Annotated in this window: 16 protein-coding genes and 1 pseudogene; 13 read left to right on the top strand and 4 right to left on the bottom strand. The window is 49.8% G+C overall.

The features are described from left to right. Positions 1-291: 291 nt before the first annotated feature. Both HMPREF0999_RS20910 and HMPREF0999_RS20915 read right to left on the bottom strand, forming a co-directional pair. On the bottom strand, positions 292-885 hold the full coding sequence (locus tag HMPREF0999_RS20910) for a Crp/Fnr family transcriptional regulator (protein ID WP_009276852.1): 594 nt from the start codon (positions 883-885) through the stop codon (positions 292-294). A gap of 244 nt (positions 886-1,129) precedes the next feature. Continuing rightward, complete coding sequence (locus HMPREF0999_RS20915) at positions 1,130-2,260, bottom strand: hypothetical protein (protein ID WP_009276853.1); 1,131 nt, start codon at positions 2,258-2,260, stop codon at positions 1,130-1,132. Positions 2,261-2,614: 354 nt separating this feature from the next. Between HMPREF0999_RS20915 and HMPREF0999_RS20920 the strand changes: the two genes are divergently transcribed. Both HMPREF0999_RS20920 and HMPREF0999_RS20925 read left to right on the top strand, forming a co-directional pair. Beyond that, the gene (locus tag HMPREF0999_RS20920; protein WP_004291422.1) at positions 2,615-3,850 is read left to right on the top strand and encodes a site-specific integrase; all 1,236 of its coding nucleotides are present in this window, start codon (positions 2,615-2,617) and stop codon (positions 3,848-3,850) included. A gap of 11 nt (positions 3,851-3,861) precedes the next feature. Next, on the top strand, positions 3,862-4,224 hold the full coding sequence (locus tag HMPREF0999_RS20925) for a hypothetical protein (protein ID WP_004291423.1): 363 nt from the start codon (positions 3,862-3,864) through the stop codon (positions 4,222-4,224). A 77-nt stretch (positions 4,225-4,301) separates the two neighbouring features. On the opposite strand, the gene HMPREF0999_RS20930 is transcribed toward HMPREF0999_RS20925, so the two are convergent. Together HMPREF0999_RS20930 and HMPREF0999_RS20935 are read right to left on the bottom strand one after the other, a co-directional pair. Further along, positions 4,302-4,607: a helix-turn-helix domain-containing protein gene (locus HMPREF0999_RS20930; RefSeq protein WP_004291424.1), complete on the bottom strand. Its 306-nt coding sequence runs from the start codon at positions 4,605-4,607 to the stop codon at positions 4,302-4,304. Positions 4,608-4,638: 31 nt separating this feature from the next. After that, positions 4,639-4,938 carry a helix-turn-helix domain-containing protein gene (locus HMPREF0999_RS20935; protein WP_004291426.1) on the bottom strand — a complete coding sequence of 100 codons (300 nt, stop codon included), beginning with the start codon at positions 4,936-4,938 and terminating at the stop codon, positions 4,639-4,641. Positions 4,939-5,139: 201 nt separating this feature from the next. Here HMPREF0999_RS20935 and HMPREF0999_RS20940 point away from each other — a divergent pair, with 201 nt between their 5' ends. From HMPREF0999_RS20940 to HMPREF0999_RS20990, 11 genes and pseudogenes are all read left to right on the top strand, one after another. Beyond that, positions 5,140-5,502 carry a helix-turn-helix domain-containing protein gene (locus HMPREF0999_RS20940; protein ID WP_004304264.1) on the top strand — a complete coding sequence of 121 codons (363 nt, stop codon included), beginning with the start codon at positions 5,140-5,142 and terminating at the stop codon, positions 5,500-5,502. 3 nt (positions 5,503-5,505) lie between these two features. Next, positions 5,506-5,856, top strand: a complete 351-nt coding sequence (locus HMPREF0999_RS20945; protein WP_004291454.1) for a helix-turn-helix domain-containing protein — start codon at positions 5,506-5,508, stop codon at positions 5,854-5,856. A gap of 20 nt (positions 5,857-5,876) precedes the next feature. Further along, positions 5,877-7,448: a DUF3945 domain-containing protein gene (locus tag HMPREF0999_RS20950; protein ID WP_004291455.1), complete on the top strand. Its 1,572-nt coding sequence runs from the start codon at positions 5,877-5,879 to the stop codon at positions 7,446-7,448. Between the two features lie 60 nt (positions 7,449-7,508). Next, positions 7,509-9,599, top strand: coding sequence for a type IA DNA topoisomerase (locus tag HMPREF0999_RS20955; RefSeq protein WP_008782576.1), 2,091 nt, complete (start codon positions 7,509-7,511; stop codon positions 9,597-9,599). 162 nt (positions 9,600-9,761) lie between these two features. After that, positions 9,762-10,214 (top strand): DUF1896 family protein, encoded by a 453-nt coding sequence (locus HMPREF0999_RS20960; protein WP_009276854.1) that lies wholly within the window; start codon positions 9,762-9,764, stop codon positions 10,212-10,214. Then, positions 10,204-16,035, top strand: coding sequence for an N-6 DNA methylase (locus tag HMPREF0999_RS20965; protein WP_008782574.1), 5,832 nt, complete (start codon positions 10,204-10,206; stop codon positions 16,033-16,035). Before HMPREF0999_RS20960 ends, HMPREF0999_RS20965 begins: the two co-directional genes overlap by 11 nt. Positions 16,036-16,692: 657 nt before the next feature. Then, entirely contained in the window at positions 16,693-18,618 is a 1,926-nt protein-coding gene (gene tet(Q), locus HMPREF0999_RS20970) for a tetracycline resistance ribosomal protection protein Tet(Q) (protein WP_004291466.1), read from the top strand. Beyond that, entirely contained in the window at positions 18,618-20,936 is a 2,319-nt protein-coding gene (locus HMPREF0999_RS20975; RefSeq protein ID WP_004291467.1) for an ATP-binding protein, read from the top strand. Before tet(Q) ends, HMPREF0999_RS20975 begins: the two co-directional genes overlap by 1 nt. Further along, on the top strand, positions 20,929-22,251 hold the full coding sequence (locus tag HMPREF0999_RS20980; protein ID WP_004291471.1) for a sigma-54-dependent transcriptional regulator: 1,323 nt from the start codon (positions 20,929-20,931) through the stop codon (positions 22,249-22,251). Before HMPREF0999_RS20975 ends, HMPREF0999_RS20980 begins: the two co-directional genes overlap by 8 nt. A 280-nt stretch (positions 22,252-22,531) precedes the next feature. Next, positions 22,532-22,945 (top strand): annotated as a pseudogene (locus HMPREF0999_RS20985) (deaminase); the annotation flags it as partial. A 246-nt stretch (positions 22,946-23,191) separates the two neighbouring features. Then, positions 23,192-23,797 (top strand): RteC domain-containing protein, encoded by a 606-nt coding sequence (locus tag HMPREF0999_RS20990; protein ID WP_004304269.1) that lies wholly within the window; start codon positions 23,192-23,194, stop codon positions 23,795-23,797. Positions 23,798-23,944: the final 147 nt, after the last annotated feature.

Here is a 23,944-nt window from a genome sequence, read left to right on the forward strand (position 1 = left end):
TATTAATGTTATATATTTTTCTATTTGTCTCATACGGTGTTTCCAATTTACGCGGATTCCTGTCGCCAGAACCGAATCAAGGTGCTTATCGCGTTGTTTTCGCTCCAAACATATAGATTATATACGGGAGAGCAAATTTTATGAAGGGCTTTTAAAGGGCCTTTCGTGTTTATTTAATGTGCATTAAAAAATACATGTGCCGTAAACCGGCAGGTGTGGAATAATTCTACAGAAAAAAGCCGGATAGGATTAGTTGTGTAAAACTGTCCTGCCCGGCTTATAGGGTTTGGTTTATATGCGCTTTCGGATGTTGCTCAATGCTTGTGGCGTGATGCCGATATAACTTGCTATGTCTTTTAAGGGTATTGAACGTAACAGCCATTTTTCATTGGCCAAAAGCGCTTTGTAACGCGCTTCGGCATCCAGTGTGTAAAACTCCTCTTCCCTTATTATTTTGCGGTTGATGGATCTTACCAAATGTATTCTGGCCAGCTTGTTGAAGTTGATGGATAACTCATATAGCTGATGAAGGTCTTTTTTGGGCAATCTCCAGATCTTGCATGGCTCCAATGCCTTGATATTGTAGTGGGCATGGTGTTCTTCATGTGAAAGGAAAAAATTGATGAACTCTTTGGCTTGGATAAACCGTGCTGAAATCTCTCTATTCTCTTTGTCCGGAAACCATAACCGGACGATGCCGGATTCCAGATAATAGAGGTAGCATACTTCCTCGCCCCTAGTGACGAGGTGTTCTCCCTTCTTGATATGGATAAGTTCGAAATGAGCATCAAGATACGCCTTTTCTTCGTCTGTCATCCGCACGTGAAGATGGGCGTCCATTACCATGAGCGTCTCATCTATCAGGGTGGCAATTGTTTGAACCATTGAATTTGTTTTATGTTTATATAAGGGTACGGAAACGTACCCTCTAACATGGACGTGGCGTTTCAACAACAAAGGCACGCCCCGTACCAGTTTCATACTGGTACAGGCATGCGCCTGTTGTTGTTAATTCCTTAACGATAGATGCCACTCTTTTGTTAGACAGACGGACGTATGTAAAAAGCAGACTGCCAATTTCCTGACAATCCGCTGCAAAGATACTATTTTATGATTTTTGTTCCAACTTTTAGGGATTTAAGTTGACGGCAAGGTCTTCTGGACGAATGCCTACTACCTTTATATAGATATCCCGGTAGATGTTCTCCTTAATCTCCTTGTCCTCTTCAGAATAAAGCCATGCGGTAAATTCATGATAATATTCGCCGGTTCCCAATTTAAAGAAATCCTTATATTGATAATGTCTGCTCACGGGAATGCCTTTCTTGTTTAACAAGAAGGATGATTTGAGCGCATCGTAATATTGCGAGGTCAATATCGCCTTTATCTTTTCATCGAAATATTCCAATGTTTCCTTGTCAAAGAAAAACTGTACGGTGTAGGGCCACTTCTCCCCTTTTCCTTTGATGTACTGGTATTGGAATTTGGTTCTTTCCAGCTTTTTGTTGATACCGTTTAAGATGCTGGTCACCTTCTTCTTCCGGTCATGGTTGTCCTTTACCATTACATCAAATTCCTTGGCAAGTTGGTCAACCGTAACGGTGAAATAAGGTGCTTGTCCTTGGTCAATCTTATACTTGATCAGGTAAATCATTTTCGCCAGGTTCAGATAAAACTTGCGGTAGCCTTTGCGGTTGGGCAGGTTACGGTAGTCTTTCAGTTCCAGCAGATTGTATTCGGTAAGCAAAGTATTCATCAGATCTTTGCTCAGATGCACGTTGTAATTCCGCTTGGTGCGCTTTTTCGTGCTGAAGTCATCCTTTATCTCAAAGCGATCCAGTATTTGAATGAACTTATATTGCGTCTTGCCGTTCATGGCGTATGCTACACTGAGGTTGGATGTCCCTAAACGGTATAACGCCGCTTCAAAGGTGTTCTCTATCGGATGCTCTATCTTTTGCCCGTTCTGTTCGGTGATATATACCGGACGTTGGTTGCTGAACAGGAAATCAAGCTGCTTCTCGGTCAGTTTCCGTTGCAGCTTGGTTCGCTCATACCCCATGACCTCACAAAAATCGTTGATGGAGAACCAGCAGTCACCGAACAGGTCTTTCATTTGTGAAGATGCCACGTAAATGATAATGTCAGACATGACAGTGCCGCCTGCATCAAATAGAGCTTCCAATACTTTCGTGTTGGAAGACTCGCTGAGAGTCCTGGGGACTCTGCTCAACTCTTTTTGCGTATTGCTTTCCTTCATAGGCGGACACTTGTTGTTTAAGTCTGCAAAGTTACTACAAAAAAGTGAAATGCGGAAAGATATAGTGATAGAATTGAGTTACAAGGGTTTTGGTTGAAGTGGCGATAATCCGTGAAGCCATTACAATCCCTGCCGAAGCCAAATCCTGACGCCGCTACGTTACTTGTTCGTAACCATGCCCGAAAATGCGACAAACGGGTACGAATAGCGAAACAAGGCTCTAAGGAATAGTGAGTTATCCATAACTCATGCGAAAAATCAGGTTACGGAAAAAGATTGCGCCGTTCCTCCCCGTTTTGCGTACCAACACCGGACTCTTCACCAACTAATTTTGAAACCCCAAAATTAAGGACAATGAAGAGTACATTTTCAGTAATCTACTACCTCAAGCGTCAGGTAGTGAAAAAGGACGGGACAGTTCCCGTCATGGGACGCATCACGGTGGACGGCAGCCAGACGCAGTTCAGCTGCAAACTGACTGTCGATCCGAAACTGTGGGACACCAAAGGTGGACGTGTCACGGGCAGAAGCACGGCGGCACTCGAAACGAACCGTATGCTTGACAAGATGCGGGTACGCATCAACAGGCATTATCAGGAAATCATGGAGCGTGACAACTTCGTCACGGCGGAGAAGGTGAAGAACGCCTTTCTCGGACTGGAACACCGCTACCACACGCTGATGCAGGTGTTCCGCCAGCACAACGAGGACTACGAGAAGCAGGTGGAGGCAGGCATGAAAGCCAAAGGCACGCTGCTGAAGTACCGCACCGTTTACAAGCACATGCAAGAGTTCCTCGACATCCGCTACCATGTGAAGGACATCGCCCTAAAAGAGCTTACCCCGGCTTTCATCTCCGACTTCGAGATGTTCCTGCGCACGGACAAGCACTGCTGCACCAATACCGTGTGGCTGTACGTCTGCCCGTTACGGACGATGGTATTCATCGCCATCAACAACGAGTGGCTGACGCGCGACCCGTTCCGCGAGTATGAAATCAAGAAGGAGGAAACAACACGCAGTTTCCTGACCAAAGATGAGATCCGCCTGCTGATGGAGGGGAAACTGAAAAACGCCAAACAGGAATTGTACCGCGACCTCTACCTGTTCTGCGCCTTCACGGGGCTGTCGTTCGCGGATATGCGCAACCTTACGGAAGAGAATATCCGCACCTACTTCGACGAACACGAGTGGATAAACATCAACCGCCAGAAAACGGGCGTGGTGTCCAACATCCGCCTGCTCGACATCGCCAACCGCATAATCGGCAAATACCGGGGACTGTGCGGGGACGGCAGGATATTTCCCGTTCCGCATTATAACACGTGCCTTGCCGGTATCCGTGCCGTCGCCAAGCGTTGCGGCATCACCAAGCATATCACGTGGCATCAGAGCCGCCACACGGCAGCCACGACGATATTCCTCTCCAACGGTGTTCCCATCGAAACGGTCAGCTCCATGCTCGGACACAAGAGCATAAAGACGACGCAGATTTACGCAAAGATAACCAAAGAGAAGCTCAATCAGGACATGGAGAACCTTGCCGCAAGATTGAACGGCGTCGAGGAATTTGCAGGTTGCACCATCTAAAAAGAAAAGCCATGAAACGTGACACAATCATCATCGAGGACAAGGCAGTCAGCGTAACCGGTAACGACGTGTGGATGACCGCCACCGAAATAGCCGGATTGTTCCATACGACCGTCCCGGCAGTGAACGCCGCCATCAGAGCCGTCCGCAAGTCGGACGTGCTGAACGACTACGAGGTGTGCCGCTACATGCAGCTTGAAAACGGGCTGCACGCGGACGTGTACGCCCTTGAAATCATCATCCCGGTCGCTTTCAGGGTGAATACCTACAACACCCACCTGTTCCGCACATGGCTGGTGGGAAAGGCACTCTCACAAGAGAAACGGCAGACATACGTGATGTTCATACAGAACGGAAAAGCCGGGTATTGCTGATTGCACATACCCCATAAGACAAGTAAACGGGTAGCACCACAAAAGGTGTCACCCGTTTACTTTTTCATGAAACCGCCTCACTCCAGCGGCTTGCGGTAGTTCGCTTCCAGTACCCCGCGCAGCCCCGTTTCCGGGTAAAGCACCTTCCCTCCCAAAAGTATGAAGGGCAACACGCGGTTGTTGCGGTATTCCTGCAAGGTGCGCCGGCTCACACGGAGCAGTTCCGACACCTCGCCGTCCGTCAGGTAACGTTCCCCGTCCAGCGGAGGACGGTAGCTTTCCAGAAATGCGGACAGCCATTTCGAGCCTTTGCGCATATCCTGCACCACAGAGGCTATCGGCTCGTCTTCCATCGTAAAAACATCGTTGTTCTCGTTCATCATAACTTCGGATTCAGTGGGTGAATAAATCAAATCATCTGCCGTGCGGATAGAGCGTGCCGACAAGCGGTATCAGCCGCTTCACCTCCTCTGGCTTGTAATAGAACCTGCGGTTTATCTGCGAGTAGCCGATAAGCCGCCTGTCACGCAGCGTCTGCAACGTGCGCGGGCTTATTCTCAACTGCCCGCAGACCTCCTCGCCCGTGAGCCATCTTTCCATGCGCCCCGTGTCGCTTTTGCGCCTCAGGGCGGCGACCTTCTCCGAGAGTGCGCCGAATGCCGCCACCATCATCTCGAAAGTCTTTTTCTCGATAGATACTATTTCCATATTCATGTCATTTAGAGTTTGCCGCAAAGGTAACGAAACGGCATACAAGACGTATCGTTTTCCGCTGAAAGGCTGCCTGTTGCGCCGTTTGACCGGGTTACGGAGCCATCTTCCGCAAAAATCTTACGTGAGTCACGTAGTGAGTTGTTAAAGCCCCTTTTGTTTATTGCCGAATTTTGTCGCAGAAACAAAAAGAAAGGACTGAACATGAAAGTGATAACAATGGAAAGTTCCGCCTACAAGGAGATGATGGCGCAGATTGCGAACATCGCAGGGTACATCCGCGAGGCAAGGGACGAGAAGAAACGGAAGCGGGAAACCGAAGACAAGCTGCTTGACACGGCACAGGCGGCGAAGATGCTCAACGTGAGCAAGCGCACCATGCAGCGTATGCGCACCGACCACCGTATCGAGTATGTGGTGGTACGCGGAAGCTGCCGCTACCGCCTTTCCGAGATACTGCGGCTATTGGAGGACAACACAGTAAGGAACGAGGAAGGGACAATAGACACCCTGTTCCACAACCACACGCTGCGCACGGGCGGCAAACCAAAAGGAAGGAGGACATAGGTCATGGAACTGCTCACACGAAACAACTTCGAGGGCTGGATGCAGAAGCTGATGGAACGGCTCGACCGTCAGGACGAACTGCTGCTGGCGATGAAGGCTGAGGGGAAACAGCCCACTATCACGGAAAGCATCCGCCTTTTCGACAATCAGGATTTGTGCATGTTGCTCCAGATAAGCAAACGCACCCTCCAACGCTACCGCAGCGTAGGCGCATTGCCCTACAAGACGCTGGGCAAGAAGACCTATTACAGCGAGGAGGACGTGCTGACATTCCTTTCCAACCATATCAAGGACTTCAAAAAGGAAGATATAGCCTTCTACAAGGCTCGTATCCATAATTTCTTTCATAAATAACCCATTAAAACATTTTTCAGATGGCAAAGAAAAAAGACGAAAAGGACGTGCTGGTAGTCCGTGACGAGAAGACAGGCGAGATCAGCGTGGTAGCCGGGCTGAACGCGGACGGCACACCCAAGCGCACCCCCGCAAAAGCGGAGAACGCGCAGAGTTTCCTGCAATTCGACCGACATGGCGACGTGCTGGACAACTTCTTCAAGAACTTCTTCCGGCAGTGCAAGGAACCCAGCCGCTTCGGTTTCTACCGCATTGCGGCAGACCAAGCTGAAAATCTCTTAGAGGTGATGAAGCAACTGCTGAAAGACCCCGAAGCGAACAAGGAGCTGCTCGCCCCTCACAAGGTGGACACCTCCGACTATGAGAAGAAGGTGCAGGAAGAGATGGCAGCACAACAGACAGAGAAACAAGAACCTCAAAAACAGGAGAACATGGAACAACGGAAAGAACAGCAACAGGACAAATCCGAACAGATGCAGGGCAAACGTGGCTACCAGCCCATCGACGAGAGTAAAATCAACTGGCAGGAGCTGGAGGACAGATGGGGCGTAAAGCGGGACAACCTTGAAAAGTCCGGCGACCTTACGAAGATGCTCAACTATGGCAAGTCCGACTTGGTAAAGGTCAAACCGACCTTCGGCGGCGAATCATTCGAGCTGGACGCCCGCCTCTCCTTCAAGAAGGACGGTGAGGGAAACATCAGCCTCGTGCCGCACTTCATCCGCAAGGAGCAGAAGCTGGATGAGTACAAGGAACACAAATTCTCCGACAATGACCGGAAGAACCTCCGCGAAACGGGCAATCTCGGTAGGGTCGTGGACATTGTGGACAGGGAAACGGGCGAGATCATCCCCTCCTACATCAGCATCGACCGCAAGACGAATGAAATCACGGACATTCCGGCAAGCAGGGTGCGCATCCCGGAGCGCATCGGCAAGACGGAAATCACCACGCAGGAGCGGGACATGCTCCGCGCCGGACTGCCCGTGCGCGACAAGCTCATCGAGCGCAACGACGGCAGAAAGTTCGTCACCACCCTGCAAGTGAACGTGGAGCAGCGCGGCGTGGAGTTCGTGCCGGGAACCGGCAAGTCGCCCCGTACCGCACAGACACAGGAAACCAAAGGCGACACATCGAAAAGTCAGGCGCAGGGCGGGGAAAATGCCGCACAGACCAAGAAGGAGCAACGCCGCAACACGTGGACGAACGAGGACGGCAGCATCCGCCCCATCAGCAAATGGAGCGGCGTGAGCTTCACCGACCAGCAGAAAGCCGACTATGTGGCGGGTAAAGCCGTGAAGCTGGAGAACGTGACCGACAAGCAGGGCTTCCATGCCACGATGTATATCAAGTTCAACCCGGAGAAGGGACGCCCGTACCGCTACGACACGAACCCTGACAATGCACAGCAGGTTGCTCCGTCCAACGAGAGCCGCACGCAGGTGGCGGTGAACAACGATGGCAAGACCAACGAGGCTACAAAGAATCTGAGAGAGCCGTTGCAGAAAGGTCAGACCAACCCGAAGGACGCCCGCCAGCAACAGCAGCAGGAGAAGCCGCAGAAGAAAACGGGCAAGGGCATGAAAATGTAATCCCGTGTCCGCCACTGAATCCAAAATAAAATCCAAAGTATCAACAAAAAAGAAGAAGACATGAAGACAATCATTGCAGAAAAGCCCTCCGTGGCACGTGAAATCGCCCGCATCGTGGGCGCGACAAAGAGAGAGGAAGGATATTTCGAGGGAGGCGGTTATGCCGTGACATGGGCATTCGGACACCTCGTCCAGCCCGCCATGCCCGACGGCTACGGCGTACGCGGATTCGTCCGTGACAACCTTCCGATTATCCCCGACACCTTCACGCTCGTCCCCCGTCAGGTCAGGACGGAGAAGGGCTACAAGCCCGACAACGGAGTGGTGTCGCAGATAAAAGTTATCAAAAAACTGTTCGACGCAAGTGAACAGATCATCGTGGCAACCGATGCCGGGCGCGAGGGTGAGCTTATCTTCCGATACCTCTACCACTACACGGGCAGTACCACCCCGTTCGTGCGCCTGTGGATAAGCTCGCTCACCGACAAGGCTATCCGCGAGGGACTGCGGAAGCTCGAAGACGGCAGCAAGTACGACAACCTCTATCTCGCCGCCAAAGCGCGGAGCGAATCCGACTGGCTCGTGGGCATCAACGGCACGCAGGCTCTCTCCATCGCCGCCGGACACGGTACGTATTCAGTCGGACGGGTGCAGACACCCACGCTGGCGATGGTGTGTGAACGCTATTGGGAGAACCGCCGTTTCACACCCGAAGCCTTCTGGCAGCTCCATATCGCGACAGACGGTTGCGACGGCGAGGTCGTGAAGTTCTCTTCCTCCGTGAAATGGAAAGAGAAAGATCCGGCGATGGAACTATACAATAAGGTAAAGGCGGCAGGGTGTGCCACCGTCACGAAAGCCGAGCGCAAGGAGAAGACGGAAGAAATTCCGTTACTGTACGACCTGACCACGCTCCAGAAGGAAGCCAACGCCAAGCACGGTTTCACGGCGGAACAGACGCTTGAAATTGTACAGAAACTCTACGAGAAGAAGCTGATAACCTATCCGAGAACGGGTAGCCGCTACATCCCCGAAGACGTGTTCGCTGAAATACCCAAGCTGCTCGCCTTTATCGGCACGCAGCCCGAATGGAAAGACAAGGTGCGGGCGAAAGCCGCCCCAACACGCCGCAGCGTGGACGACGGCAAGGTGACGGACCACCATGCCCTGCTCGTCACGGGCGAGAAGCCGCTGTTCCTTTCCAAAGAGGACGGCATCATCTACCACATGATCGCTGGGCGCATTATAGAGGCATTCTCTGAAAAATGCGTCAAGAACGTGACCGCTGTCACGGCGGAATGTGCCGGAGTGGAGTTCACCGTGAAAGGCAGCGTCATCAGGCAAGCCGGATGGCGTGCCGTCTATGGCGAGGAAAACAAGGAGGAAACCACCATTCCCGGCTGGCAGGAAGGCGACACGCTGACACTGAAAGCCTCTTCCATCACGGAAGGGAAGACCAAGCCCAAACCGCTGCATACCGAAGCCACCCTGCTGTCCGCAATGGAAACAGCGGGCAAGGAAATCGAGGACGACGCGCTGCGTCAGGCGATGAAGGACTGCGGCATCGGCACTCCCGCCACACGAGCGTCCATCATCGAGACGCTATTCAAGCGCGGTTACATGGAACGCTGCAAGAAATCGCTTGTCCCCACCGAAAAGGGGCTTGCCCTCAATTCCGTGGTGAAGACGATGCGCATCGCCGATGTCGCCATGACAGGCGAATGGGAGAAGGAACTGGCACGCATCGAGCGCGGGGAACTGTCCGCCAATACCTTCCGCAAGAAGATAGAGGCATACACGCGGGAGATTACCTCCGAACTGCTTTCGTGCGACAAACTCTTCGGCAGCCGTGATTCCGGTTGCGCGTGTCCCAAGTGCGGCACGGGCAGGATGCGGTTCTACGGCAAGGTGGTACGATGCGACAATACGGAGTGCGGACTGCCCGTGTTCCGGCTGAAAGCGGGACGCACCCTATCCGACGATGAAATCAAGGAACTGCTCACAGAAGGACACACCAAGCTGCTCAAAGGCTTCAAGAGCAAACAGGGCAAGAACTTCGATGCCGTCGTCGCCTTTGACGGAGAATATAACACGACGTTCGTGTTCCCGGAGGCTAAAAAGGGTAAAAAATTTTCAGGACGGAAGAAATAGTATTAACTTTGCCACTTGTTCAGAGTAATGAATTGTTTTTCGATACAGGATTACACTCATACTTTGGATTTAGTGGCGGCACTCGGAGGGATACCGAGTGCCTTTTTCTTCCTTTTTACATCCATTATCCCGTTAATTATCAATCCACTAAACTCCAAAGTGATGAACAACAAGAAGAACAACGAGGGGCAGGCCGACTTTTCCTATTACGGTCTGTACCTGCTGGACTACCTCCGCACGAACAAGTTTGAACAGGCGACTGACACCGCTTTCATACGGGAACGGGCCGACCGTGCCGCCGAAACGTATGAAAAGGCGCGGCTCGAAGGCTATCCCGCCAATGGCGCGCAGGAGCAGGCGATGGACACGCTGCTGCGCGGGCTGCGCTATTCCCGGTACGCCATTCTCCGCGAAGTCGTGGAGAGCGAGTTTTTCGACGAAGTGCCGGAAGAGAAACAAGAAGCCTTTATTCTGAAACTCATGCCGCTTGTCGGCAACGTGTTCTCTGTCTATGACCTTTCGGACGACAACTTCGCCCTGTCTTCCGATTACGACCTGCTCTACACGGAGCTGACGGGGGCAACCGTCCTTTACATCGGGGAATATGGCGTTTAACCGCAAACAGAAACTGCGGGACAACATCGAGGCGATACGGACGGCATTCATCCTTGACAGTGAACGGAGAACGGCGACAACCGAAGAGCGTGCCATACTTCAAAGGTACTGCGGTTTCGGCGGTCTGAAATGTATCCTGAACCCTGCAAAGGAACTGACGGATGCCGTCCTGTGGGCGAAATCCGACCTCGAACTGTTCGCCCCGACGGTGGAGCTGCACAGGCTCATCCGTGAGAACAGCAAGGACGAAACGGAGTACAAGCGGTTTGTGGATTCGCTGAAAGCATCCGTGCTGACCGCTTTCTACACCCCCAAAGAGATAACCGACACCCTCGCGGACGTGCTGGCGGATTACAGTGTCCGCCCCGCCCGTATACTCGAACCGTCGGCAGGTGTCGGCGTGTTCGTGGATTCCATGCTGCGGCACAGTCCTGATGCGGACGTGATGGCTTTCGAGAAGGATCTGCTCACGGGTACAATCCTGAGGCATCTCTATCCCGACAAGAAAACGCGCACCTGTGGTTTTGAGAAAATCGAAAAGCCTTTCAACAATTATTTCGACTTGGCGGTGTCCAACATCCCGTTCGGTGACATCGCCGTGTTCGACGCGGAGTTTCAGCGGAGCGATTCCTTCGGCAGACGCTCCGCCCAGAACGCCATACACAACTATTTTTTCCTCAAAGGGCTTGATACCGTGCGTGACGGCGGTATCATGGCGTTCATCACCTCGCAGGGGGTATTGAACAGCACCAAGACCTCCGTGCGTAACGAACTGTTCAAACAGGCTAATCTGGTATCTGCGGTACGTCTGCCCAACAACCTGTTCACGGACAACGCGGGCACGGAGGTGGGCAGCGACCTGATTGTCTTGCAAAAGCACCTGAACAAGAAGGAAATGTCGCAGGACGAGCGGCTGATGACCGTGATACAGACGGACACGGCAACCGGACTGACAGATAACGCCTATTTCATCCACCACCCGGAGCGCATCGTGCATACAACTGCGAAACTTGACACCGACCCCTACGGGAAACCCGCTATGGTCTATCTGCACGAGGGCAAGGCAGCAGGCATAGCCGGGGACTTGCGCCGTATGCTTGACGAGGATTTCCATTACAGGCTCGCCATGCGCCTATATTCGGGAACAATCCGGCAGGTGGGAACGGAAGAAAAAGTTGCCGTACAAAAGGAAATGGAGCGTCCTGCCATAAAATTGGAAACGGCACCTCCGGCACAGGCGGTGGAAACTCCGACGGAGAAACCGCAATCCGCAGAGGAAAAGCCGGAGATAGAACTGCGTCCGAAATATTCCGCCGGAGTGCAGCTCACGTTGCTAGACCTTTGGGGCATGACGGAAGAAGTCAGCCAGCCGAAAACCGCCAAAAAGAAAAAAGCGGCTAAAAAGGAAAGCCCGGCAAGGCGCGTTACGCCCAAGCTGCAAGTACAGACCACACAGAATGTTACGGCTGTGCCGACGGCTACCACCCCTAAGACCATCACTGAAAACAAGGAAGCGAAAGCGGACAGTGCCACCAAGCCTGCCGACCCAGACGACATCTATGCAAAGCTGGACTGGGAAACCAATCCTCCCATCAACGGCTTCTACGAGATGATGATGGAACTCACACCGGAGCGCAGGAAGGAACTTCGGGAGCTGGCAAGGCAGCATAATGAGAAGCAGGAAAACAGAACGGTTGCGACGGTCACGCCGGAAGTCCCCGGTGAACAACCCCGGCAGGAGGAAACACAGCCGGAGGTTGCCGCCACACCTGCCGATGCCGATGTTCCACCGGAAACGGTGGCGACTTCCCTTTTTCCCGACATCGAACCTGAAAAGCCGAAGGAGGAAACAATCGACCTTTCGCCCCGTCCTTACCACCGCACGCCGGAGATGCACCTGCGCGAAGGGTCGTTAGTGACAGATTGGGGACGTCATAACATCGGCTATCTGAAGGACATCACGCCTTACGGGGCTACATTCCAGCCGCTTGACCTGAAAGGATACCAGAAGGAGAAGGCGTTACAGTATGTTTTACTCCGTGACGCCTACGAGCGGCTGTACCGCTATGAATCGAACCTGCACGAAGCAAATGTACCGTGGCGTGAACATCTGAACACTTGTTACGATGAGTTCGTCATGCGTTACGGCAACCTCAACGCCAAGCAGAACGTGAAGCTGGTGATGATGGACGCGGGCGGGCGTGACATCCTTTCGCTGGAACGGGCGGAGAACGGGAAGTTTATCAAGGCAGACATCTTCGAGCGTCCCGTTTCCTTCTCCGTGGAGAGCCATGCCAACGTAGGCTCTCCCGAAGAAGCCCTGTCCGCGTCGCTCAACAAGTTCGGCACGGTCGATCTCGACTATATGCGGGAGATAACCGACAGTACGGCGGAGGAGTTGCTTACAGCCCTGCAAGGACGCATCTATTACAATCCGCTCGTAACCGGTTACGAAATCAAAGACCGCTTCATAGCCGGGAACGTGATAGAGAAGGCGGAACGCATAGAGGCTTGGATTGGTGACAATCCCGAAAATGAGCGTATGCCGGAGGTGAAACAGGCGTTGGAAGCCTTGAAAGATGCCGAACCGCCGCGCATCGCCTTCGAAGACCTTGATTTCAACTTTGGGGAACGATGGATTCCGACGGGTGTCTATGCCGCCTACATGAGCCGTCTGTTCGACACGGAAGTGAAAATCGCCTACTCCGCAAGCATGGACGAGTTTTCGGTGGCGTGCAGCCACAAGAACTTCAAGATATGGGACGAGTTCTGCGTAAAAGGCTATTACCGCAGTTATGACGGTATGCACCTCCTGAAACATGCCCTGCACAACACCTGCCCCGACATGATGAAGTCCATCGGCAAGGACGAGCATGGCAACGACATCAAGGTGCGCGACAGCGAGGGAATACAGCTCGCCAACGCCAAGATTGACGAGATACGCAACGGCTTCTCCGAATGGCTGGAAGAGCAGTCGCCGCAGTTCAAGGAGCGGCTGACGACGATGTATAACCGAAAGTTCAACTGTTTCGTGCGCCCGAAGTATGACGGCTCGCACCAGACCTTCCCCGACCTCAACCTGAAAGGGCTGGCAAGCCGTGGCATCAAGAGCGTCTATCCCTCGCAGATGGATTGCGTATGGATGCTGAAACAGAATGGCGGCGGAATATGCGACCATGAAGTGGGAACCGGCAAGACGCTGATAATGTGTATCGCCGCGCATGAGATGAAGCGTCTGAACTTGGCGCACAAGCCGATGATTATCGGACTGAAAGCCAACGTCGCGGAGATTGCGGCCACCTATCAGGCGGCATATCCCAACGCACGTATCCTGTACGCATCGGAAAAGGACTTTTCGACCGCCAACCGCGTGCGTTTCTTCAACAACATCAAGAACAACGAATACGATTGTGTCATCATGTCGCACGACCAGTTCGGCAAGATACCGCAGTCGCCGGAGTTGCAGCAGCGCATCCTGCAAGCGGAACTTGACACGGTGGAGGAAAACCTCGAAGTGTTGCGCCAGCAGGGACGGAACGTGTCGCGGGCGATGCTGAAAGGGCTGGAGAAGCGCAAGTACAACCTCGTGGCGAAGCTGGAAAAGGTGGAACACGCCATAAAGTCACGCACGGACGACGTGGTGGATTTCAAGCAGATGTGCATTGACCACATCTTCATAGATGAGAGCCACCAGTTCAAAAATCTGACGTTCAACACGCGCCATGACCGTGTGGCGGGACTGGGCAACAGCGAGGGAAGCCAGAAGGCACTGAACATGCTCTTTGCCATCCGCACCATACAGGAGCGCACGGGCAGGGATTTGGGAGCGACCTTCCTTTCGGGTACTACCATCAGCAACTCGCTGACGGAATTATACCTGCTGTTCAAGTATTTGCGTCCGAAAGAGCTGGAACGGCAGGACATCAGGTGTTTCGATGCGTGGGCGGCGATATTCGCCAAAAAGACGACCAACTTCGAGTTCAACGTTACGAACAACGTGGTTCAGAAGGAGCGTTTCCGCTACTTTATCAAAGTGCCGGAGCTTGCCGCCTTCTATAATGAAATCACGGACTACCGCACGGCGGAGGATGTGGGCGTGGATCGTCCCAACAAGAATGAGATACTGCACCACATACCGCCCACGCCGGAGCAGGAGGACTTCATACAAAAGCTGATGCAGTTCGCCAAGACGGGTGACGCCACCCTGTTAGGTAGGCTGCCGCTTTCGGAAACGGAGGAAAAGGCGAAGATGCTCATCGCCACGGACTACGCCCGGAAAATGGCACTCGACATGCGCATGATAGACCCGCATTACGAAGACCACCCCGATAACAAGGCAAGCCATTGTGCCAAGATGATTGCGGAGTATTACCAAAAATACGACGCGCAGAAAGGCACACAGTTCGTTTTCTCGGACTTGGGGACATATCAGCCGGGCGACGGGTGGAACGTCTATTCGGAAATCAAGCGCAAGATGACGGAGGATTACGGCATACCGCCAAGCGAGGTACGATTCATTCAGGAGTGCAAGACCGACAAGGCGCGGAAGGCGGTGATAGATGCCATGAACGCCGGGACGGTGCGCGTGCTGTTCGGCTCCACCTCCATGCTCGGCACGGGTGTGAACGCGCAGAAAAGGTGTGTCGCAATCCATCATTTGGACACGCCGTGGCGACCGTCCGACCTGCAACAGCGTGACGGACGCGGAGTTAGAGCCGGAAATGAGATTGCCAAGCATTTCGCCGGGAACAACGTGGATGTAATCATCTATGCGGTGGAAAAGTCACTGGACAGCTACAAGTTCAACCTCCTGCACTGCAAGCAGACTTTCATCTCGCAGCTCAAAAGCGGCGCGATGGGTGCGCGTACCATCGACGAGGGGGCTATGGACGAAAAATCGGGCATGAATTTCTCGGAATACATGGCGTTGCTCTCCGGTAACACCGACCTGTTGGACAAGGCGAAACTTGAAAAGCGCATCGCATCACTCGAAGGGGAACGCAAGTCGTTCAACAAAGGCAAGCGTGATTCGGAGTTCAAGCTGGAGTCGAAGACCGGTGAGCTGCGTAACAACACGGCTTTTATAGATGCCATGACGGAGGACTGGAACCGTTTCCTGTCGGTGATGCAGACCGATAAGGAGGGCAACCGCCTTAATATAATAAAGGTGGACGGAGTGGATTCCGCCGATGAGAAGGTCATCGGAAAGCGTTTGCAGGAGATAGCCAAGAATGCCACGACCGGAGGGTTGTACACGCAGGTCGGTGAACTTTACGGTTTTCCGATAAAGGTGGTGAGCGAAAGGATACTCAAAGAGGGATTGGAGTTCACCGACAACCGCTTCGTGGTCGAGGGGAACTACAAGTACACCTACAACAACGGGCATCTGGCGATGGCTGACCCGTTGGCCGCCGCCCGCAACTTCCTCAACGCGATGGAGAGGATACCCTCCATCATCGACCAGTACAAGGCGAAGAACGAGGTGCTGGAGATGGAGATACCGCAGTTACAGGAGATAGCGGGTAAGGTGTGGAAGAAGGAGGATGAGCTGAAGCAGTTGAAGTCCGAACTTGCCGCCCTTGACCGAAAAATTCAGCTGGAGCTTGCGCCACCCACGCCCGAAGTCGCAGAAAAGGAGAATGAAGGGCAACAGCTCAAGCCGGAAGCGGAAGATGTGAGGAACAGGCAGGCGCAATATCCCGAAAATGCACCGCCGCAGATACGCAGTCCGGCGGATAGTATCGTTGCCAACCATGTCATAATCGGGCGTCCGGGACTGTATGCCAAGGAGGAAACCCGGTCCAAAGGATTGAAAATATAACCTAAGGAATTTTATCTGAAGTATTAATAAGGGCTATCCCAAAAGGTCTAAAAGTAAATTTTATCCTTTCTGCAAGTATCTATAGGATGGCAACTGCATTTTTTTCTTTTTGGGCAGCCCTTATTAAAATTTATTCTTATTTTAGGTTATATACATTCATGTCCATTTATGTAAAAAATTCCTGCTGACCTTGTTTATGTCTTGTCAGTCACCATTTGCAAAACCATATTTGACCCTCAAAGAGGCTGAATTTGATAAGTAACTTGCTACATACTCATAATAAGGAGCTAAATAGAACACGAATGGGAAATACACAAATGCTAAACTAAAGAAGATATTGGCCAAAATAAACGCTATACCGAGAGAGAAACTTGATTTTTCAACTTCCTAAAACGGTGTTGTTCAAACATTTCTACTTATTTGTACTTGCCAGTTGAACCTACGCTTCCCTAATAAAATGTCTATGGTAAAAAGTTAAAAAATCCTCCCACTTTTGTTAGATATATTTTTTTGTGTAATTTTGTAATCGTTATGCGGCAGTAATAATATACATATTAATACGAGTTAGTAATCCTGTAGTTCTCATATGCTACGAGGAGGTATTAAAAGGTGCGTTTCGACAATGCATCTACTGTAGTATATTATTGCTTAATCCAAATGAATATTATAAATTTAGGAATTCTTGCTCACATTGATGCAGGAAAAACTTCCGTAACCGAGAATCTGCTGTTTGCCAGTGGAGCAACGGAAAAGTGCGGCCGTGTGGATAATGGTGACACCATAACGGACTCTATGGATATAGAGAAACGTAGAGGAATTACTGTCCGGGCTTCTACGACATCTATTATCTGGAATGGAGTGAAATGCAATATCATTGACACTCCGGGACACATGGATTTTATTGCGGAAGTGGAGCGGACATTCAAAATGCTTGATGGAGCAGTCCTCATCTTATCCGCAAAGGAAGGCATACAAGCGCAGACAAAGTTGCTGTTCAGTACTTTACAAAAGCTGCAAATCCCGACAATTATATTTATCAATAAGATTGACCGTGCCGGTGTGAATTTGGAGCGTTTGTATATGGATATAAAAACAAATCTGTCGCAAGATGTCCTGTTTATGCAAACTGTTGTCGATGGATCGGTTTATCCGGTTTGCTCCCAAACATATATAAAGGAAGAATACAAAGAATTTGTATGCAACCATGACGACGATATATTAGAACGATATTTGGCGGATAGCGAAATTTCACCGGCTGATTATTGGAATACGATAATCGCTCTTGTGGCAAAAGCCAAAGTCTATCCGGTGCTACATGGATCAGCAATGTTCAATATCGGTATCAATGAGTTGTTGGACGCCATTTCTTCTTTTATACTTCCTCCGGCATCAGTCTCAAACAGACTTTCAGCTTATCTCTATAAGATAGAGCATGACCCCAAAGGGCATAAAAGAAGTTTTCTTAAAATAATTGACGGAAGTCTGAGACTTCGAGACGTTGTAAGAATCAACGATTCGGAAAAATTCATCAAGATTAAAAATCTAAAGACTATTTATCAGGGCAGAGAGATAAATGTTGATGAAGTGGGTGCCAATGATATCGCGATTGTAGAAGATATAGAAGATTTTCGAATCGGAGATTATTTAGGTGCTAAACCTTGTTTGATTCAAGGATTATCTCATCAGCATCCCGCTCTCAAATCCTCCGTCCGGCCAAATAAGCCCGAAGAGAGAAGCAAGGTGATATCCGCTCTGAATACATTGTGGATTGAAGACCCGTCTTTGTCCTTTTCCATAAACTCATATAGTGATGAATTGGAAATCTCGTTATATGGTTTGACCCAAAAGGAAATCATACAGACATTGCTGGAAGAACGATTTTCCGTAAAGGTCCATTTTGATGAGATCAAGACTATCTACAAAGAACGACCTATAAAAAAGGTCAATAAGATTATTCAGATCGAAGTACCACCCAACCCTTACTGGGCCACAATAGGGCTGACTCTTGAACCCTTACCGTTAGGGGCAGGGTTGCAAATCGAAAGTGACATCTCCTATGGTTATCTGAACCATTCTTTTCAAAATGCCGTTTTTGAAGGGATTCGTATGTCTTGCCAATCTGGTTTACATGGATGGGAAGTGACAGATCTGAAAGTAACTTTTACTCAAGCCGAGTATTATAGCCCGGTAAGTACACCTGCTGATTTCAGACAGCTGACCCCTTATGTCTTCAGGCTGGCTTTGCAACAGTCAGGTGTGGACATTCTCGAACCGATGCTCTGTTTTGAGTTGCAGATACCCCAAGTAGCGAGTTCCAAAGCTATTACAGATTTGCAAAAACTGATGTCTGAGATTGAAGACATCAGTTGTAATAATGAGTGGTGTCATATTAAAGGGAAAGTTCCATTAAATACAAGTAAAGACTATGCCTCAGAAGTAAGTTCGTACACTAAGGGCTTAGGCATTTTTATGGTTAAGCCATGTGGGTATCAAATAACAAAAGACGGTTATTCTGATAATATCCGCATGAACGAAAAAGATAAACTTTTATTCATGTTCCAAAAATCAATGTCATTAAAATAATGGAGCGGTCAGGAAATTTCTATAAGGCAATACGGTTGGGATATATACTTATCTCCATTCTTATCGGATGTATGGCATATAATAGCCTCTATGAATGGCAGGAGATAGAAGCATTAGAACTTGGCAATAAAAAAATAGACGAGCTCCGAAAAGAAATAAACAATATCAATATTCAAATGATAAAATTTTCTCTATTGGGTGAAACAATACTGGAATGGAACGATAAAGATATCGAGCATTACCATGCACGGCGTATGGCAATGGACAGTATGCTCTGCCGTTTCAAGGCCACCTATCCAGCAGAGCGCATCGATAGTGTGCGCAGTCTTTTAGAGGATAAGGAACGACAGATGTTCCAGATAGTCCGGTTAATGGATGAACAACAATCTATTAACAAGAAGATAGCCAATCAAATTCCGGTTATTGTACAGAAAAGTGTGCAGGAACAGTCCAAAAAGCCAAAACGAAAAGGTTTCTTAGGCATATTCGGCAAAAAAAAGGAAGTAACTCCAGCAGTATCAACCACTATCCTTCATTCGGTCAATAGAAACGTAATCAGCGAACAGAAAGTGCAGGATCGCCAATTGTCGGAACAAGCCGACAGCCTTGCAGCTCGTAATGCAGAACTTAACAGACAACTGCAAGAATTGATTTGCCAAATAGAAGAAAAGGTACAAACCGAACTGCAAAGCCGGGAAAACGAAATAGTTGCCATGCGTGAAAAGTCATTTATGCAAGTAGGCGGTTTAATGGGATTCGTTCTTCTATTGTTGTTAATTTCCTACATCATCATACATCGTGATGCAAAAAGCATTAAACAATACAAGCACAAGACAACTGATTTGATAAGGCAACTGGAACAATCCGTACAACGGAACGAGGCACTGATAACGTCAAGGAAGAAGGCGGTACATACTATCACCCATGAACTGCGCACACCGCTGACAGCAATAACAGGCTATGCCGGACTGATACGGAAAGAACAGTGTGAGGATAAGTCCGGGCAGTATATCCAAAACATACTGCAATCCTCCGACCGTATGCGGGATATGCTTAACACTTTGCTTGACTTCTTCCGCCTGGACAACGGCAAGGAACAGCCCCGTCTGTCACCCTGCCGGATTTCAGCAATCACGCACACACTTGAAACGGAGTTCATGCCTGTTGCCGTGAACAAAGGGCTGTCCTTGTCCGTGAAGACTGGACACGATGCCATTGTATTGACCGACAAAGAGCGAATAATACAAATCGGGAATAACCTGCTGTCAAACGCTGTCAAGTTCACAGAAGAAGGCGGTGTTTCTTTGATTACTGAATATGATAATGGAGTTCTGACACTGGTCGTTGAAGATACAGGTACAGGCATGACAGAAGAGGAACAGAAACAAGCGTTCGGTGCGTTTGAACGTCTATCAAATGCCGCCGCAAAGGAGGGTTTCGGGCTTGGGCTTGCCATAATGCGTAATATTGTGTCGATGCTTGGCGGAACAATCCGTTTAGACAGCAAGAAAGGGAAAGGCAGTCGTTTCACAGTTGAAATTTCTATGCAGGAAGCTGAAGAACAGCTTGGATATACAAGCAATACACCTGTTTATCATAACAATAAATTCCATGATGTTGTCGCCATTGACAATGATGAGGTATTACTTCTGATGCTGAAAGAGATGTATTCCCAAGAAGGAATACACTGCGACACTTGCACCGATGCTGCGGCACTGATGGAAATGATACGCCAGAAAGAATACAGCCTGTTGCTGACAGACTTGAATATGCCCGATATAAACGGTTTCGAATTGCTGGAACTGTTGCGTTCGTCCAACGTGGGCAATTCACCAACAATCCCGGTGGTTGTGGCAACCGCTTCGGGCAGTTGTAACAAAGGGGAACTATTGGCAAAAGGCTTTGCCGGATGCCTGTTCAAACCGTTCTCCATATCGGAACTGATGGAGGTTTCCGACAGGTGTGCCATAAAAGCGACACCGGACGGGAAACCGGACTTTTCCGCCTTATTGTCCTATGGCAATGAAGCCGTCATGCTGGAAAAGTTGATAACTGAAACAGAAAAGGAAATGCAGGCGGTACGGGATGCAGCAAAAGAAAAAGACCTGCAAAAGCTGGATTCCCTGATCCACCACCTGCGCAGTTCGTGGGAGGTGCTCCGTGCCGACCAACCGCTGAATGTACTTTACGGATTGCTTCGTGGCGATGCTCTCCCGGATGGTGAAGCGTTAAGCCATGCCGTGACTGCCGTGCTGGATAAGGGAGTGGAAATAATACGGTTGGCAGAAGAGGAAAGGAGAAAATACGAAGATGAATAAGACAAAAATAATTGTGGTGGAAGACAACATCGTGTATTGCGAATATGTCTGCAATATGCTGTCACGGGAGGGCTACCGCAATATGAAGGCTTACCACCTCTCAACCGCGAAGAAACATCTGCAACAGGCAACAGATAATGATATCGTGGTTGCCGACCTGCGTCTGCCTGACGGCAGTGGCATAGACCTTTTGTGCTGGATGCGAAAGGAGGGAAAGATGCAGCCCTTCATCATTATGACCGACTACGCCGAAGTTAATACCGCCGTGGAAAGTATGAAACTCGGCTCGATAGACTATATTCCCAAACAGCTTGTGGAGGATAAACTTGTCCCCCTGATCCGTTCCATACTGAAAGAACGTCAGGCAGGACAACGCCGTATGCCTATATTCGCCCGTGAAGGTTCCGCCTTTCAGAAAATCATGCACCGCATAAGGCTGGTAGCCGCCACCGATATGAGCGTGATGATATTTGGTGAGAACGGCACGGGCAAGGAGCATATTGCCCACCTGTTGCATGACAAGAGCAAACGTGCAGGCAAGCCATTTGTGGCGGTGGACTGCGGTTCACTCTCCAAAGAGCTTGCACCGTCGGCTTTCTTCGGACACGTCAAAGGTGCATTTACAGGTGCGGACAATGCCAAGAAAGGATATTTCCATGAGGCGGAAGGCGGCACGTTGTTTCTGGACGAGGTAGGAAACCTCGCGTTGGAAACCCAACAGATGTTGCTCCGTGCCATACAGGAGAGGCGGTATCGCCCGGTCGGAGACAAGGCAGACCGGAATTTCAATGTCCGCATCATCGCTGCTACCAATGAAGATTTGGAGGTATCGGTGAATGAAAAGCGTTTTCGGCAGGATCTTCTGTACCGCCTGCACGACTTCGGGATAACCGTTCCTCCGTTGCGTGACTGTCAAGAAGACATTATGCCGCTGGCAGAGTTCTTCCGTGATATGGCAAACAGAGAGCTGGAGTGTAGCGTGAGCGGGTTCAGTTCCGAAGCACGTAAAGCGTTGCTGACACACGCATGGCCGGGCAACGTGCGGGAACTTCGGCAGAAAGTTATGGGTGCTGTATTGCAGGCGCAGGAAGGTGTTGTCATGAAAGAGCATCTGGAACTTGCCGTGACGAAACCGACCTCTACTGTCAGCTTCGCCTTGCGCAATGACGCGGAGGATAAGGAGCGGATATTGCGTGCGTTGAAACAGGCAAACGGCAACCGGAGTGTCGCCGCAGAACTGCTCGGCATAGGCAGGACAACACTATACAGCAAACTTGAAGAGTATGGACTTAAATATAAATTCAAGCAATCATAGCCCGTAATTCACTGAATTTGGCTATCTTTGCATAACATTTGAGAAAAACGGCGATTGGCAGGAGCTTTTCGCCGCCAACATATTAGGATAAGACCGCAAGGCGTTTCAAGCGAAAATCTGGTAAATTGGAACTACGGAGACGATTGCGTGATGCTTATGCTATGCTTACGCATAGCGTGCATTCACGTACTCTCCGTAAAGGCTTTACCAGAGCCATCGCTTGAAGGTAGTGTGAATTGCACGCTACTTTTTTACCCTTGCCTAACGAAAGGAAACGATTATGGGTAAAGTTCAGATTCTCGCCGTACTGACGATGGACGGATGTCTTTCTTCAGAGTTATATGATAAAGCACATCAGGATTTGTGCCTTGACCGTTGCGGTCTTGATGAAATCAGGAAGAAAGCCTTTTACCGTGTGACACCGGACTATTCCATTTCAATGCTGCACGAATGGAGAAAAGACTGCACAAACATCCGTTACCTCGCGGAAGCCACACCGGACACGGCAGACTATATAAACGGACTGCTGCGGATGCACGCTGTGGATGAAATCATACTATACACCGTTCCTTTCATATCCGGAAGCGGACGACATTTTTTTAAGTCGGCTCTGCCAGAGCAACACTGGACGCTTTCCTCTTTGAAAAGCTATCCCAACGGTGTATGTCGCATTATCTATATCCTTGATAAAAAGCAAGATAGCCAAAATGTGCGGCAAGCATACATTTCTATTTTCAGGAATAGAATAAATGTTCCGATTACAAACAATTTAAGTCGGAGATAATTTGTCCTTGTGAAAAAATACTGAATTTTATACCTCTGAAATCCAGCACTTTGTAAAATTGAGTGTTGGATTTTTTATTTTCTGCCGCGTTTTTTGCCAATTATATTCATGTGCGCACGCAGAAAACAAAGTGTAATTTTCAAAATTGACAGAACCATGAATTATTTCTTGCTGGCGGAAACCGACTTTTTCCGCCTGATAAACGAAGCCGGCGACTGCAATATGGAAACGGCATACACGGCTTTCGCCACCCAAGTGATCGAACTGTGCAACGGCGGCATGGACATGAACCTTACCGTCATCGCGCTTGCCTACATCGAAATCGAGTTGCAGCACCATCCCGTACGTAATCTGTCAGAAGAAAAAAGAGAGATTGCCGCCTACGTCAGCAAGGCTCTGTCTTTCGTAAGAAAGATGCAGAAATTCCTTGCCACGCCCCAAGTGCCACCACTAATATCCGCCAACAACGCAACAGAAACCACCGCCAGCCTTCTTCAATGGACGGGCAATGCCATCGACCTCGTGGAACTTATCTACGGCATAGACGTGATGGGCTGCATCAACAACGGCAATATGCCGCTCAAACAGCTCGCCCCACTTCTCTATAAGATATTCGGGGTTGATTCTAAAGACTGCTACCGCTTCTACACTGATATCAAACGCCGGAAGAACGAAAGCCGCACCTATTTCATTGACAGGATGCAGGAAAAACTGAACGAGAGAATGTTGCGTGATGAGGAGTTGGAGCGGATGAGAAAATAAAAAAATATCCATTACATATGAGAAGACAGGAATACTCGTATCCTGTCTTTTTATTTTCATTTAATTATATATTAATTAGCACAATATATGTGAGTTTTTCATTCCTATAAGGACAAATTTCAGAAACGTATGTCTGGTAAATTATTG

Source organism: Parabacteroides sp. D25 (genome assembly GCF_000307475.1).
Lineage (GTDB): Bacteria > Bacteroidota > Bacteroidia > Bacteroidales > Tannerellaceae > Parabacteroides > Parabacteroides distasonis.